Here is a 12,372-nt window from a genome sequence, read left to right as displayed (position 1 = left end):
CTCACAGGCTTCCCCTCGACTGTGTGGCCGGTGACAACATGAATCCCGGGGCCCAGGTCAAGTCGATGCACCTGCTCAGGGGTGGGCATCCGGACGTACAACTCATCTAGGGCTCGCTCCTGCCGGTACCCGAGTTCGGCCAGAACCTGATTGGCGCCGCGAGCGATGTCCTCCGGGCGCATGATCTCCGAGTCTCGTACGAGTGCGAGCGGGAAGTAGCTGTCGTTGATGTTGAACGGCTCCCCGTCGAGGTAGCGCACGCGCTTCCGCACTGCGACCAGCTCGCCCGGTTCCAGCCGGAGCCTCTTGGCTACCTCCTCCGGTGGCTCCACGATGGCCACTTCAATCTCCTGCCGTGGCTCGCGTCCCTCGGCCGCGTACATGAAAGACGTGCTCGTCCGCGCCGGCCGTCCTGACGAATTGGACGTGGTCGAAGCCCTGTTGCGCGAGGCATCAGCCTGGCTTGCCTCGCGCAACATCGACCAATGGCAGTACCCGCCGCACCGTGACCGCATCACGGAAGCTCTTGAGCGGGGAGTGTGCTTCCTCGCGTTCGAGGACGGTAAGCCGATCGCGACTATCCAGGTTGATAACTTTGCGGACCCTGAGTTCTGGACCCCGGAGGATCGGCCAGAAGCGGCCCTCTACGTTCACCGCATGGCCGTAACGCGCGCGGCTTCCGGCGCGGGCATCGGCAGCCTGCTGCTCGACTGGGCGTCGGAGCGTGCCTCAGCACAGGGCAAGCGATGGTTGCGGCTGGACGCATGGAAGGACAACAAGGGGTCGCACAGGTTCTACAAGGGCGCGGGCTTCACGCTTCTCCGCGTCGTCGATCTCCCACACCGCAGGTCAGGTGCACTGTTTCAGCGGCCGACCGAGTCGGTGGCTGACAACAGCATCTGAGCGGGGCCCAGTTGCAGGTTTCTCTACCTCATCAAGGCGCCGCGCAAGCGCGGCGCGCGCCGCAGTCTCCGGCCGCGGGCTGCCTCTGTCTCCACCCCGGCTGCCCGAGGCCGCGCACCGGGCGCGACACCAGCCCGAGAGAAACGGCCGGCACGAGGGTGGGAAACCCGCTGTAGCTGGGACGGTCGGCTCCACTGCTCTAGCCACCTCCCCGATTCGGGTCCCGCGCCGAGCAAGACCAAGGGGCCCCTCGTTCAAATTCCGGGCAGGAACACAGCCTGCCCGAGTTGCCAGCCAGCGTACGGCCCCCTGATCATGCTCGACCCCAAACCGAGAAGGGCACCGGCCCAACCTGCTCCACCGACCTCGTTGGCAGGTTACTCATTGTATTGGCATCCACGCTCAACGGCCTTATCGCGGAGCTTTGCGCCCAGTTTCTTCCGCTGGTTCTTCGACGCGATACTGCGATAATCGACGTAGGTGTGCCCCGGAGTTGGAGGCTTCTGTTCCTGAATTGCAGAATCGTCAACCGCGCGGAGACCAGCATCGATTATCTCTCCTACAGTGACCGCATAGGAGCCAATAGACCCGAGCTGGAGAACAACGGTATGGTGTTCGAAGGCGGCCTGGGCGGTGACGGATTTGCTCCGCGCAGTGGAAAGCTGCCCTTTATCATTCTCCCCTGGCACGAACGCAAGCTTTGATATGACGCCATTCTCGATGTGGCTGGGATTTATCTGCCGCCAGAGAAGCTCAAGGGGCGTGTCTAGCTCATGCTCACCGGAACGCAGCTCATGAGGTTCCACGGACATATTTATCGATCCCCCTGGCGATAAAGTCGACAGCCAACTCAAGTTCTGTCCAGCCGACTACGCTTTCTTCCTCGTCGGCGTCGTCAATCTTCGAGAAGGCGTAAAGCTCGATTTCTCGGCTCGCTACAATTTCAACGGAAACCTCACCCTGGCCTGATAGCCATTCCAATTGGACCCCACCAGTGTCAACTGGGTAAATGTTTGGCCTAGGGATTCCGCCATCCAGGCATTCCAACAGAAGCGACTCGGTTGCCCTCAGGACCTGCAATGCGATGGCATCGCCGCCACCGTCGAGCCATCTGTTTTCTAGCTTATTCAGCTCGGCTAGCCGGGAGGACCATTCTGCGGGAAGGGCGGGTTCGATCGATAGAATATCTTGGAACTCAATCGTTCCGGCGTCCGATGATTGCAGAGCCACTGCACTCATAGCCACACTGGGAGCCATTGTGGAATGCCCGAGATACTGAGTCAGCTCTGGGACAAGTTCGGCTGAAGAAAATCTGCCCATAATCGACCTGGTTGTACCAACTGGCAGAAATTCGAAGGTTGATTTATCCGCAAGAACGCCGATGATTTGTCCAAGCGTCTGCACTTCGACTTCGAATTCATCAATTGAAGCGCGTTCCTGTAGAATCCTTCGAATTTCCTGCGAGAAAATGGCTTCGTGGCGGGAGCCTTCATCGAAAAGGATTGTCTCGTCACCCTGGAGGCTTCGCCCAAAACTGGAGAACTCCTTAAGCGCCGCATGCGGAAACCTCTGCGGGATGGCACCGCCGCCTGCGACTGACCTCAATGTGTCCTGAATCAAGAAGCGGGCTTCATCGAAAATCCCTTCACCTTCTCGTTCGAAGAGTTCACTCTCTGTATTCTGTGAAATCTCCAGCACGGGCATGACGCTGCCACGGTTGACAGCCGTTAGCCGGAGGCCGAAATCGGATGTGAAGCCCCGCGGGACCCGCTGTCGTCGCCAGTTTCGCTGCTTATATAGCCCCTTAGCCACATTGATCACGAGTCGCTCATACCTTGCAAACTCGGAGAGCATCTCCACGGGTAGGCCGTGTTGCTCGTAGCGCCCCCCGCGCAAGTGCCACTGGCCAAACGAGCGCCTATCTGTCCCCATGCCAGTAGCTTACTGGCCTTGGGGCTATTTTGGTCTACTCTTTGACCGTCTCACCCCTCATTTGCTACCGGCATGATCGAATCCGTCCGGTGCTGCGGGGCGGGGGCGTCAGCTCCCGACAAGGTCGTGAGTGCGACGAGACGCCGAGCGAAGCGAATGGGTCGCAGATCCCGATGCCCCGATATCGGACGCCTTGTCGATCAGGCCGTCCACAGGCTACGGCGGCGCGAGGGTGGCCAGCGCTGCCAGACAGCGATGAGAGTGCCGGGCGCAGCAGGCCAAGGGCAGCGAGCGTCCCAGTCGCTTCGAGGCGAAGAGGCTGGCTGTCAGCTCGGCGCCGGGCCCAGGTCCGTACGCTTGTATGCCGAGGGCACCGTAGACGCAGCCTGAACTGAGGCTTGGGAGACATGCCAGCCGAACGGTGCGGTCGGTGGCTCGGTGACTACTCCTCTTCGCGACTCGGCAGCCGGGGCAACCCCGCCGGGCCCTCTCTGGGCCCTCCGAGGGTGACAAGCAACGCCCAACAACGACCAACGACGACCGCCCGACCTCAGCTCAGATACAGCGCGCATCCTGCTGATCAGGGCCGGAAAGCGGGCCCGCAAGACCCAGGGCAAGAAGAAGTAGCCCACGTCTTCTCCGGCTCACCGAGCCCCCTGTTTCGCGGACAGCGAGGCAGGGGGCTCGTCGGTGCTCGGGCCAGTGGGGCGCAGTGGGCCTCAGGTCGGCTTGCGCCAGACGGAGATGTGTTTGCCGGAGTCCTCGGTGAACGGCGCTCCGTCCCAGTCCCCCACGCGCCGTTCCGGCTCCAGCCCGGCGATGCGGGCCATCAGGTCGAGCTCCGCCGGCCAGGCGTACCGGTGCCGGGAGCTTCCTCGACGGTAGTGGCCGTCCTCGCCGTCGCGGGTGAAGTGGTGCGAGACGAGGATCTGCTCGACCAGGTCGAAGGTGTCGAAGCCGAGATGCCGGTCGGACACGTCGAACGGCACCGCGACCTGGCCCGGTGGCAGGAACCGCAGGGGCGGGACGCCGAGTTCGATGACGAACCGGCCGCCGGGCGCGAGGTGGCGGGCCGCGTTGCGGAAGCACTCGACCTGCTCGTCCTGGGTGAGGAGGTTCGAGATGGTGTTGTAGACGAGGTAGACCAGGGCGAACTCGCCGGGGACGGCCGTGGTGGCCATGTCCCCGATGGTCACCGGGAGGGTGTGTGCGTCGACCTTGCGGCGGAGTACCGCCGCCATCGGTTCGGACAGTTCGATACCCGCCACCGGCACGCCGCGCTCCCGGAGCGGCACGCCCACGCGCCCGGTCCCGATGGCGAATTCCAGGGCGCGTCCGCCTCCGGCGAGTTCGGCGAGGAAGGCGAGGGTCGGTTCGAGGGCGGCGGCCGAGGAGTTCTCGGCCTCCTCGTCGTCGTAGCGGTCGGCGGTCTCTCGGCTCCACAGTTCGCTGCTCGTCACGGGCGACCACTCTGCCGGGAGGCCGGGGTGCTGTCGACGCAATTGATGGCGGCCGGCTCCCGCGCTCCGTGTACGGGTGCCGGTGCGGGTGTTCGCCGCCTTCGCCGTGGCCACCTCGGCGTTCTCCTGGTCGAGCGGTGCCGAACGCGCCGTACGGCCGCGAACGCCGCCGACCTGGTACGCGCGGCCCTCACTGCCAGGCGTAGAAGCCGATCACCACCGCCACGAAGAACGTCAGCGATGCCGCCCCGGCCAGCCTGCGGTTCCGACCCGGACGAGCGGGCCGCAGCGCCTCCCAGGCCCCGTAGCCGAGGAACAGGACGACAGCTCCCCCGACACCCCCGGCGAGCACCGGGCTGCGCTGCCGGCCCCAGATGAACGCGGAGGCCAGTACGGCAACGACACAGAGGCTGACCAGCGTCAGCAGCATCTCCAGGACGGTCTCGCCCACAAGATCGACGACGAACGACCTGATAGCGCGCACCACGCGCCGGACCCGCGGCAGAATCCCGGCCATTGCCCCCGCCCGCTCCCTCTCGGTGTTCCCGCCGAAGGAGATCACACCGATCACACTGATCAGACCGCTCAGACCGCTCAGACCGTACGACATCGCGAGCCGGCGGGGAAGCGCTGTCAGTGCCCCCTGCCACCATGGTCGTCATGGCGACCTACCTGCTCTCCGACATCGAACAGGCCCTCCGCAGCAGTTGGAGCGCCGAGACCTGCACCCCGGATTACCGGGACCGCTGGACTCCGGACAATCCGGCGCGGGACCAGTGCGGGGTGACCGCCATGGTGCTCAACGACCTGCTCGGCGGGGAGCTGATCCGGGGCGAGGTCCATGTCGACGGCGTGCGCACCGACTTCCACTGGTGGAACCGCCTGGGCCCGGGTGTCGAGATCGATCTGACCCGGGAGCAGTTCGGGCCGGAGGAGACCGTCGTCGGCGGTGATGTCATCGTCAGGCCGCCCGTCAGCGAGTGGCGGCGGCTCCAGGAGGAGTACGCGATCCTCCGCGACCGGGTCGCGGAGCGGCTCGGTCGGGACTGAGGGCCCGGTGGCCGGCCGAGTCACCCTGCCGTCGGGTGGCGCGCGCCCCGCCGCGCGGCCGTAGGACCGCGCGGCGGTCGTGCCGCGCCACGTTCGGACGGTGCGGGCCGACTCGCGGCGCGGCCAGGGAGCAGCCGCGGCGCAGTGACGGCGCAGCCGCGGTGCAGCGATGGCGCAGCGATGATGCAGCCGCTGCACCAGCCCGGGCCGTGCCCGATCCGTGACCCTCTCGGACCGGCCGAAGTCCCCCTCGTACGCACTACGGTGGGCCCATGCCGTCCGTGTTCTTCCAGGGCAAGGAGATCGAGGAGAGCGATCATGGGTGAGTCTCTGAAGACCTTCGTCGGCGGTGCTGAGGTCGAGGTGCCCAACAGCATCCCGGACATCCGGGCCGCGCTGCCCGACGAGAGACGCGAGGAGTTCGATCTCGCGATCAACGGGGCCGGGGTGCACGAGATCCAGGCCGTCATGCGGCACTGGATGCTGGAGGCCGTCCCCGATCCCGAGGCCGAGAAGATCCTGGACCGGCTGGCGCAGGACGAGGCCGAGAGGCGGAGCGTCGCTTGAGCTTCCGTATCTCCTACGCACCGCCCGCCGACGACACCCTGGCCAAGATGCGCGGCGGCGAGGCCTTCCGGGACGAGATGGCCCGCACCCTCGGTGAGGAGCCGTACGGCCACGCGTCCTCCGCCGTCAAGAGCGAACGGGACCGGCGGGAGGCGACCGTCTCCGGGGCCATCGTCCTCTACTACGTCTCCCGGTCCGTCCTGACCGTCACCGTCGTACGCCTCGTTCCCCTGCCCTGACCACCCGGGGGGCGGGCGGGGAGGGCAGGGGCGCGGGGCGGGGGCCGTACGTCAGACGAGTCAGGCGAGCTTCTTGTCCTGCGCCGCCACGACCTCCGCCGGCACCTCGAACTTCACGTCGCCGCCCGCCGCGGCCAGGTTGAAGGAGAAGAACGTCGCCACGGTGGCCTCCTTGCGCAGCGCCACCAGCTTGAACGGGGCGGTGTCGCCCTCGTCCTCGGAGGTGACCGTCCAGGCCGCGGACTCGTCGCCGCCGGTGACCTTCTCCTCGGTGATCGAGGCGACCTTCGTCGGCGTGCCCGCGACCGTGGCGGTGAAGCCGCCGGCACAGTCCGCGGCGGCCTTCTTCAGTGCGGCGTACGCGTCCGGGCCCGTCGTCCCCTCGTACGAGTGCAGCGCGACGAAGGTGGACGTCAGGTTGAAGGCGTCCTTGAACGCCTCCCCGGCTTCGCCTTCCGCCATGTCCTCCAGCGACTTCTTCTTGCCGTCGGTCTTCGGCTCGTCGATCACCTTGCGCTTCGTGGTGGCCACCGAACCCTTCTGTGCCACACCGAACATGGCGTGGGCGACCGGCAGGCAGCCTTCCTTGTCGACCGTGACGCCGTCCGCCGGGACCTCGTCGGCCGGGCCGGCCTTGGTGATCTTGCGGCCCTGCACGTCTCCCTGGGCGAGGGTGGCCTTCTCCAGCTCGGCGGCGGTGAGCGCCTTGGCCGGGGTCTTCGGGGCCGAACTGCTGCCGCTCGCCGCGCCCTTGTCGTCCTTCCCGTCCTTCTTGTCGGCGTCCGACGTGGAGCCGCAGGCGGTGGCCAGCAGGGTGAGGGCGGCCGCGGAGGCGGCGAGGGCGGTACGGCGTACGGCAGTGGCGGGCATGGTTCTACTTCCTGCAATCTCCGGCTCGGAAGCAACCGCCCTGTTCCCGTACGGCACTTCGGCTCCGTCTGGGACGGGCCGTCGCAGTGATCCACACTTTACGATCGAACCTGTGCGCGATGACCGGTTCAGTGGCACCCTTCGGCGATCGTGATTCCGCTGTGATCATCCTGTGAACGCACTGTGTGGTGCCTCCGTACAACCCCGCCGTGCTGCCGCGCCGTCCTCCCCCGCCGTGCGCCCCGTCGTACGACCCCGCTCCCGCCCCACGAAAGGGCGTCACCCGTTTGTCCGGCCACGTCCCCGTCCCGCCGCTCGCCCGCGTCCTCGACGCCCTCGGGGTCGGTGAACGCGACATCGCCTCGCGCGCCACCCTCACCGGCGGCACGTACAACACCGTCACCCGGGTCACGCTCCATGACGGCCGCGACTGGGTGGTCAAGACGCCCCCGCCGCACACTGCCGCCCTGCGGTAGGAACGTGACCTCCTCGTCAACGAGGTCGCGTTCTGCACCGCCGGCGCGCCGGCCGGCGGCCCCGCTGTCCCCCGCGTCGTCCGCAGCGAACCGGACCCGGCCTCGCCGACCGGCGCGTACCTGGTCATGACCGCGCGCCCCGGCCGCCCCTGGGACGAGGTCAGCGGCGTGCCGAGCGCCGGGGACGAGGCACGGCTGCGCCCGCGGAGGAGACCTGGGAGTCGGTCGCGCCTCATCTCGTCCGCGCCCTGGACGCCGTCCGTCGCGGCGGCTGACAGGCGCGTCCGTCGCGGCGGCGTCCGGCAGGCCTCAAGGCGCCGGAGAAGACGGAAGATGAGGGATGGGCCCGTCAGCTGCTGGACGGACGCCGGGTCAGATGGCTGAACGCGTCCAGATTCCTGGTGGACTCGCCGCGTGACACCCGCCACGCGTACTCCTTGCGGATCGAGCTCGCGAAACCGAGCTCCAGGAGGGTGTTGAACGCCCCGTCCGCCGCTTCGAGCACCACGCCGAGCAGCCGGTCCAGCTCCTCGGGGGTGACCACCGACAGCGGCAGCTTGCCGACCAGGTAGACGTCGCCGAGCGAGTCGATCGCGTAACCCACCCCGAACAGGCGGAGGTTGCGCTCCAGCAGCCAGCGGTGCACCTCGGCGTCGTTCTCGTCGGGGTGCCGTACGACGAACGCGTTGAGGGAGAGGGAGTGCTTGCCGACGATCAGCGAACAGGTCGTCGACAGCTTGCGGGTGCCGGGCAGCGTCACGACGTAGTTGCCACGCCCCGGGCTCTCCCATGCGAGCCCGGCATCGTTCAGCGTCGCCTCGATGACCTGGGCCGCTGCGGTTTCGTCCGGTACGTCAGCCATGCTGCGAGCCTACGACAGGGCGCCGGGTCGCACGGGACGGGCTCAGCCGTGGTGCGCCCGGGCCCGGCGGCGGTGGTCGCAGAGCGCGGCCGTGTACACGTCGGCGGTCGCCGAGGCGGCCGTGTCCCAGCCGAAGGACTGGGCGTGCGCCGCGGCGGCCGCTCCCATCCGCTCGACCAGCTCCGGCGCGTCCGCGAACCGCTCGAGCGCGCGGGCGTACGCCTCCGGCTCGTGCCCCTGCACCAAAAAGCCGCCGACCCCGTCGCGCACCGCCACCGGCAGCCCGCCCACGGCCGCGGCGACCACGGGGGTGCCGGTCGCCTGCGCCTCTATCGCGACCAGTCCGAAGGACTCGCTGTACGACGGCATGACCAGCACCGACGCGGCGCGGAACCAGTCGGCGAGCCGGTCCTGGCCCACCGGCGGATGGAACCGTACGACGTCGGCGATGCCGAGACGGGCGGCCAGCTTCTGGAGCCCCTCGGGCTTGGCGAGTCCGCTGCCGCTCGGACCGCCGACCACCGGCACGAGGATGCGGGACCGCAGGGACGGGTCCCGGTCCAGGAGCACCGCCACGGCGCGCAGCAGCACGTCCGGGGCCTTCAGCGGCTGGATCCGGCCCGCGAAGAGCGGGATCAGCGCGTCCTGCGGCAGCCCGAGCCGGGCCCGCGCGGCGGCGCGGGCGGATGGGGCATCCCTCGGACGGAGCTCTTCGGAGCCCTTGGGGAAGGGGCGGAAGCGGTCCAGATTGACGCCGGGGTGCACGACGGCGACCGCGGACGGGTCAGCGTCGTAGAAGCGGACGAGCTCGTCGGCCTCCTCGGCGGTGTTGGCGATCAGCCGGTCGGAGGCGTTCACGATCTGGGTCTCGCCGATGACCCGGGCGGCCGGCTCGGGGGTGTCCCCCTCGGCGAGCGCGGCGTTCTTGACCTTGGCCATGGTGTGCATGGCGTGCACGAGCGGGACGCCCCAGCGCTGGGCGGCGAGCCAGCCGACCTGGCCGGAGAGCCAGTAGTGGGAGTGCACGAGGTCGTAGTAGCCGGGGCGCTGACCGGCCCAGGCCTGCATCACGCCGTGCGTGAAGGCGCAGAGCTGGGCGGGCAGCTCCTCCTTGGCGAGACCCTCGTACGGGCCGGCGTCGACGTGCCGGACCAGGACGCCGGGCGCCAGCTCGACCGCGGGGGGCAGCGAGCCGGTGGTGGCCCGGGTGAATATCTCGACCTCGATGTTGATCGCGGCGAGGCGCTTGGCCAGTTCGACGATGTAGACGTTCATCCCGCCCGCGTCGCCCGTGCCGGGCTGGTGGAGCGGGGACGTGTGCACGGAGAGCATCGCGATGCGACGGGGCTTGCGGGAGGCCCCGGAGAAGCCTCCGGGAAACCTGAGGCGCGCGGCCGTGCGCGTGGAGCCGAGCCGGGAGACGTACTGGCTCACCTCGTCGGTCCTCCTCGATCGGGGCATGCTGACCGGAGGGCACGGGGGTCCTCCGAAGGTCGAGAACAGTGGAATCCCGTCTTTCATTTCCACTTTGCCAAATCATTGCCTTGCCGGACGGCGCGTCGCGCGGCGACGGCGGGACGTCCGGGCAGCCACCGCGCCCCGGCCCGTCGCACACGCTCGACCCATGCGCCGGCGCCCCGTCGCATACGCTCGACCCATGCGTCAGCGCCCCATCGGCACCGCCACCCGCGGGACCACCAACCCGAACCGGCTGCGCCGCATGGACCGCTGGATCGCCGACGCACACGGCCCCGCCCTGCGCCGCGCCGGGACGCCGGTCGCCGTCGACCTCGGTTACGGGGCGGCCCCCTGGACCGCGGTCGAGCTGCTGGACCGGCTGCGCACCGCCGAGCCGCGCACCGTGGTGGCGGGCATCGAGATCGACCCGGAGCGGGTCGCCGCCGCGCAGCCGTACGCCCGCGAGGGCCTCACCTTCGTGCACGGCGGCTTCGAGGTCCCGCTCGACGCCCGGCCGCTGCTCATCCGGGCGGCGAACGTGCTGCGCCAGTACGACGAGGACCAGGTCGCCGAGGTCTGGGGGCGGCTGCGCTCCCGCCTCGCGCCCGACGGGCTCCTGGTGGAGGGGACCTGCGACGAGATCGGGCGCCGGCACGTCTGGGTGGCGCTGGGGCCCGAGGGGCCGCGCACGGTCACCTTCGCGACCCGGCTCGGCTCGCTGGAGCGCCCCTCGGACCTCGCGGAACGCCTGCCGAAGGCACTGATCCACCGCAACGTTCCGGGGGAGCCGGTCCACGCGTTCCTGCGGGACTTCGACCGGGCCTGGGCGACGGCCTCCCCGTACGCCTCGCTCGGCGCTCGGCAGCGCTGGATCGCGGCGGTGCGGACGGTGTCGGCCGACTGGCCGGTGACGGACGGGGTACGGCGGTGGCGGCAGGGCGAGATCACCGTGCCGTGGGACGCGCTGCGGCCCAACAGCCACTGACGCCTTGCCCCGCCTTGCCCGGAAGGGCAAACATCCTCCGCTCCGGGAACGCCGCAGGGGCATCGTTCGTCCCAGTGAGGGGAGAGGGCGCAGGTCGCAGTGGAGCGCGCGGGGGGCAGGCCGAGCGGGCGGGGCAGGCGGGCCGGGGGCCATCGTGACGAAGTAGCCCTGTGGGGGCGGTAGGTGCCGCGTCAGGTACCGTCGGCCCCTGTTGCTTTACGGGACGACATGGCACGATCGCGACGTTGCCGAGAAGTTACTGACGGTAAATCAGATGCACGTTGTCGCCTTCGCCCGGAGGCGGGCCCGGAGTAACAACCCGGAGGGGGAGCTCGTGAACCGACGCCACCGCGCCACTGCCGCCATCACGCTGGTCTGTGCGCTGGCCCTGCTGACGTCCACGGGCCAGGCCATGGCCGCCCCGGTCCCGGAGCCCTCGCCCTCCCCGTCCGCCTCCGCCGGCTCGCCGCCCCGCTACTCCAACGCCGACCTCGAAAAGGTCCGCGAGCAGATCGACACGCTGTACCGGAAGGCGGGCGCGGCGACGGACGCGTACAACCTCGCCGAGGAGCAGACGGAGAAGCAGTCCGGCGAGATCGTGAAGCTGGCCAAGGCGATCGTCGACGGCCAGGCGCGCATCGCCGCCCTGAAGGACCGGGCCGGGGCCCAGGCCCGCGAGCAGTACCGCAACGGCGGCCTGCCGCCCGGCGCGCAGCTGGCCCTGAGCAGCAACCCGAAGCTGTTCCTGGACGGGCTCAACCAGGTCCGCCAGAGTCAGCAGGCGTCCAAGTCGCTCCTGACCGATCTGACCCAGACCCAGCAGGACCTGGAGACGTACACCCAGGACGCCAGCACCAACTGGGAAAAGCTGGAGACGACCCGGGTCAAGCAGGCCAAGGCCAAGAAGAAGATCAACGCCCAGATCAAGGCCGCGGAGAAGCTCGAATCGCAGCTGGAGAAGAAGGAGCGCGACCGGCTCCGCCAACTGGAGCGGGACGCCGCGGACAGGGCGCAGACCGCCTGGCTCTCCTCCGGCCCCGTCATGGACGTCAGCGGCGAGGCGAGCGAGGGCGGAGCGGCCGCGGTGGCCTTCGCGACGGCGCAGATAGGCAAGCCGTACGTCTGGGGAGCCGAGGGCCCCGGTTCGTACGACTGCTCGGGGCTGACCTCGCAGGCGTGGCTGGCGGCGAAGCGCACGATCCCGCGCACCTCGCAGGAGCAGTGGCGGCTGCTGCCGCGTATCGACATCCAGGACATGCGCCCCGGCGACCTGATCATCTACCACGCCGACGCCAGCCACGTCGGGATGTACGTCGGCGACGGCTCGATCGTCCACGCCCCGCGCCCCGGCCGCAACGTCACGCTGGCCGGCGCCGGCTCGATGAAGATCCTCGGCGTGGTCCGCCCGGACAAGTAGGACCGACCGGACAGATACGCCGAGGCCGACGGCGACCGGACGGATACGCGGGACCGGCCCCCCTGCGCAGGACCGCAGGACCGGCCCCCTGCGCACGACCGCAGGACCGGGGCGCCCCGGTCGGAGACGCGGCCCTCCCGAGACCGGGAGCCG

General features: G+C 69.1%; 14 protein-coding genes and 1 pseudogene. 7 read left to right on the top strand and 8 right to left on the bottom strand.

Annotated elements, in window-relative coordinates:
- Positions 1 to 26: 26 nt before the first annotated feature.
- Positions 27 to 383 (bottom strand): annotated as a pseudogene (locus N7925_RS19635) (UTRA domain-containing protein); the annotation flags it as partial.
- On the opposite strand from N7925_RS19635, the gene N7925_RS19630 reads away from it, so the two are divergent.
- Positions 334 to 903: a GNAT family N-acetyltransferase gene (locus N7925_RS19630; protein ID WP_274344630.1), complete on the top strand. Its 570-nt coding sequence runs from the start codon at positions 334 to 336 to the stop codon at positions 901 to 903. The pseudogene N7925_RS19635 and the gene N7925_RS19630 sit on opposite strands and share 50 nt — an antisense overlap.
- Positions 904 to 1,280: 377 nt before the next feature.
- On the opposite strand, the gene N7925_RS19625 is transcribed toward N7925_RS19630, so the two are convergent.
- The 4 genes from N7925_RS19625 to N7925_RS19610 all read right to left on the bottom strand — a co-directional run bounded on the left by N7925_RS19625 (position 1,281) and on the right by N7925_RS19610 (position 4,905).
- Positions 1,281 to 1,709 (bottom strand): hypothetical protein, encoded by a 429-nt coding sequence (locus N7925_RS19625; protein WP_274344629.1) that lies wholly within the window; start codon positions 1,707 to 1,709, stop codon positions 1,281 to 1,283.
- On the bottom strand, positions 1,696 to 2,607 hold the full coding sequence (locus N7925_RS19620; RefSeq protein WP_274344628.1) for a hypothetical protein: 912 nt from the start codon (positions 2,605 to 2,607) through the stop codon (positions 1,696 to 1,698). Before N7925_RS19620 ends, N7925_RS19625 begins: the two co-directional genes overlap by 14 nt.
- Before the next feature lie 947 nt (positions 2,608 to 3,554).
- Positions 3,555 to 4,295, bottom strand: coding sequence for a class I SAM-dependent DNA methyltransferase (locus tag N7925_RS19615; RefSeq protein ID WP_274344627.1), 741 nt, complete (start codon positions 4,293 to 4,295; stop codon positions 3,555 to 3,557).
- A gap of 190 nt (positions 4,296 to 4,485) precedes the next feature.
- A complete protein-coding gene (locus tag N7925_RS19610; protein WP_274344626.1) occupies positions 4,486 to 4,905 on the bottom strand; it encodes a hypothetical protein in 420 nt (139 codons plus the stop codon).
- 50 nt (positions 4,906 to 4,955) lie between these two features.
- Between N7925_RS19610 and N7925_RS19605 the strand changes: the two genes are divergently transcribed.
- The 3 genes from N7925_RS19605 to N7925_RS19595 all read left to right on the top strand — a co-directional run bounded on the left by N7925_RS19605 (position 4,956) and on the right by N7925_RS19595 (position 6,151).
- A complete protein-coding gene (locus tag N7925_RS19605; RefSeq protein WP_274344625.1) occupies positions 4,956 to 5,345 on the top strand; it encodes a YunG family protein in 390 nt (129 codons plus the stop codon).
- Positions 5,346 to 5,663: 318 nt separating this feature from the next.
- A complete protein-coding gene (locus tag N7925_RS19600; protein ID WP_265600837.1) occupies positions 5,664 to 5,912 on the top strand; it encodes a hypothetical protein in 249 nt (82 codons plus the stop codon).
- Positions 5,909 to 6,151: a hypothetical protein gene (locus N7925_RS19595; protein ID WP_018959818.1), complete on the top strand. Its 243-nt coding sequence runs from the start codon at positions 5,909 to 5,911 to the stop codon at positions 6,149 to 6,151. Before N7925_RS19600 ends, N7925_RS19595 begins: the two co-directional genes overlap by 4 nt.
- Positions 6,152 to 6,211: 60 nt before the next feature.
- Here N7925_RS19595 and N7925_RS19590 read toward each other — a convergent pair whose 3' ends face one another.
- Positions 6,212 to 7,021 (bottom strand): hypothetical protein, encoded by an 810-nt coding sequence (locus N7925_RS19590; RefSeq protein ID WP_274344624.1) that lies wholly within the window; start codon positions 7,019 to 7,021, stop codon positions 6,212 to 6,214.
- 287 nt (positions 7,022 to 7,308) lie between these two features.
- On the opposite strand from N7925_RS19590, the gene N7925_RS19585 reads away from it, so the two are divergent.
- Entirely contained in the window at positions 7,309 to 7,497 is a 189-nt protein-coding gene (locus tag N7925_RS19585; RefSeq protein ID WP_274344623.1) for a hypothetical protein, read from the top strand.
- A gap of 349 nt (positions 7,498 to 7,846) precedes the next feature.
- Here the strand turns inward: N7925_RS19585 and N7925_RS19580 are convergent, their stop codons facing one another.
- Both N7925_RS19580 and mshA read right to left on the bottom strand, forming a co-directional pair.
- Positions 7,847 to 8,359: a YbjN domain-containing protein gene (locus tag N7925_RS19580; RefSeq protein ID WP_274344622.1), complete on the bottom strand. Its 513-nt coding sequence runs from the start codon at positions 8,357 to 8,359 to the stop codon at positions 7,847 to 7,849.
- Between the two features lie 42 nt (positions 8,360 to 8,401).
- Positions 8,402 to 9,793, bottom strand: coding sequence for a D-inositol-3-phosphate glycosyltransferase (gene mshA, locus N7925_RS19575; protein WP_274344621.1), 1,392 nt, complete (start codon positions 9,791 to 9,793; stop codon positions 8,402 to 8,404).
- Positions 9,794 to 10,016: 223 nt separating this feature from the next.
- Between mshA and N7925_RS19570 the strand changes: the two genes are divergently transcribed.
- Both N7925_RS19570 and N7925_RS19565 read left to right on the top strand, forming a co-directional pair.
- Entirely contained in the window at positions 10,017 to 10,802 is a 786-nt protein-coding gene (locus N7925_RS19570; RefSeq protein ID WP_265600833.1) for a class I SAM-dependent methyltransferase, read from the top strand.
- A gap of 334 nt (positions 10,803 to 11,136) precedes the next feature.
- The gene (locus N7925_RS19565) at positions 11,137 to 12,219 is read left to right on the top strand and encodes a C40 family peptidase (protein ID WP_274344620.1); all 1,083 of its coding nucleotides are present in this window, start codon (positions 11,137 to 11,139) and stop codon (positions 12,217 to 12,219) included.
- Positions 12,220 to 12,372: the final 153 nt, after the last annotated feature.

It is taken from the genome of Streptomyces sp. CA-278952, from assembly GCF_028747205.1.
In the GTDB taxonomy this organism is placed as follows: Bacteria; Actinomycetota; Actinomycetes; order Streptomycetales; family Streptomycetaceae; genus Streptomyces.
Note: the sequence above shows the minus strand (reverse complement) of the source record. Positions and strands in the feature narration are given on the sequence as shown.

Coding starts and splice junctions, on each gene's coding strand:
- N7925_RS19630 (WP_274344630.1), top strand. CDS start 334: ATGGCCACTTCAATCTCCTGCCGTGGCTCGCGTCCCTCGGCCGCGTAC.
- N7925_RS19620 (WP_274344628.1), bottom strand. CDS start 2,607: ATGCCCGTGCTGGAGATTTCACAGAATACAGAGAGTGAACTCTTCGAA.
- N7925_RS19610 (WP_274344626.1), bottom strand. CDS start 4,905: ATGTCGTACGGTCTGAGCGGTCTGAGCGGTCTGATCAGTGTGATCGGT.
- N7925_RS19605 (WP_274344625.1), top strand. CDS start 4,956: ATGGCGACCTACCTGCTCTCCGACATCGAACAGGCCCTCCGCAGCAGT.
- N7925_RS19600 (WP_265600837.1), top strand. CDS start 5,664: ATGGGTGAGTCTCTGAAGACCTTCGTCGGCGGTGCTGAGGTCGAGGTG.
- N7925_RS19590 (WP_274344624.1), bottom strand. CDS start 7,021: ATGCCCGCCACTGCCGTACGCCGTACCGCCCTCGCCGCCTCCGCGGCC.
- N7925_RS19580 (WP_274344622.1), bottom strand. CDS start 8,359: ATGGCTGACGTACCGGACGAAACCGCAGCGGCCCAGGTCATCGAGGCG.
- N7925_RS19570 (WP_265600833.1), top strand. CDS start 10,017: ATGCGTCAGCGCCCCATCGGCACCGCCACCCGCGGGACCACCAACCCG.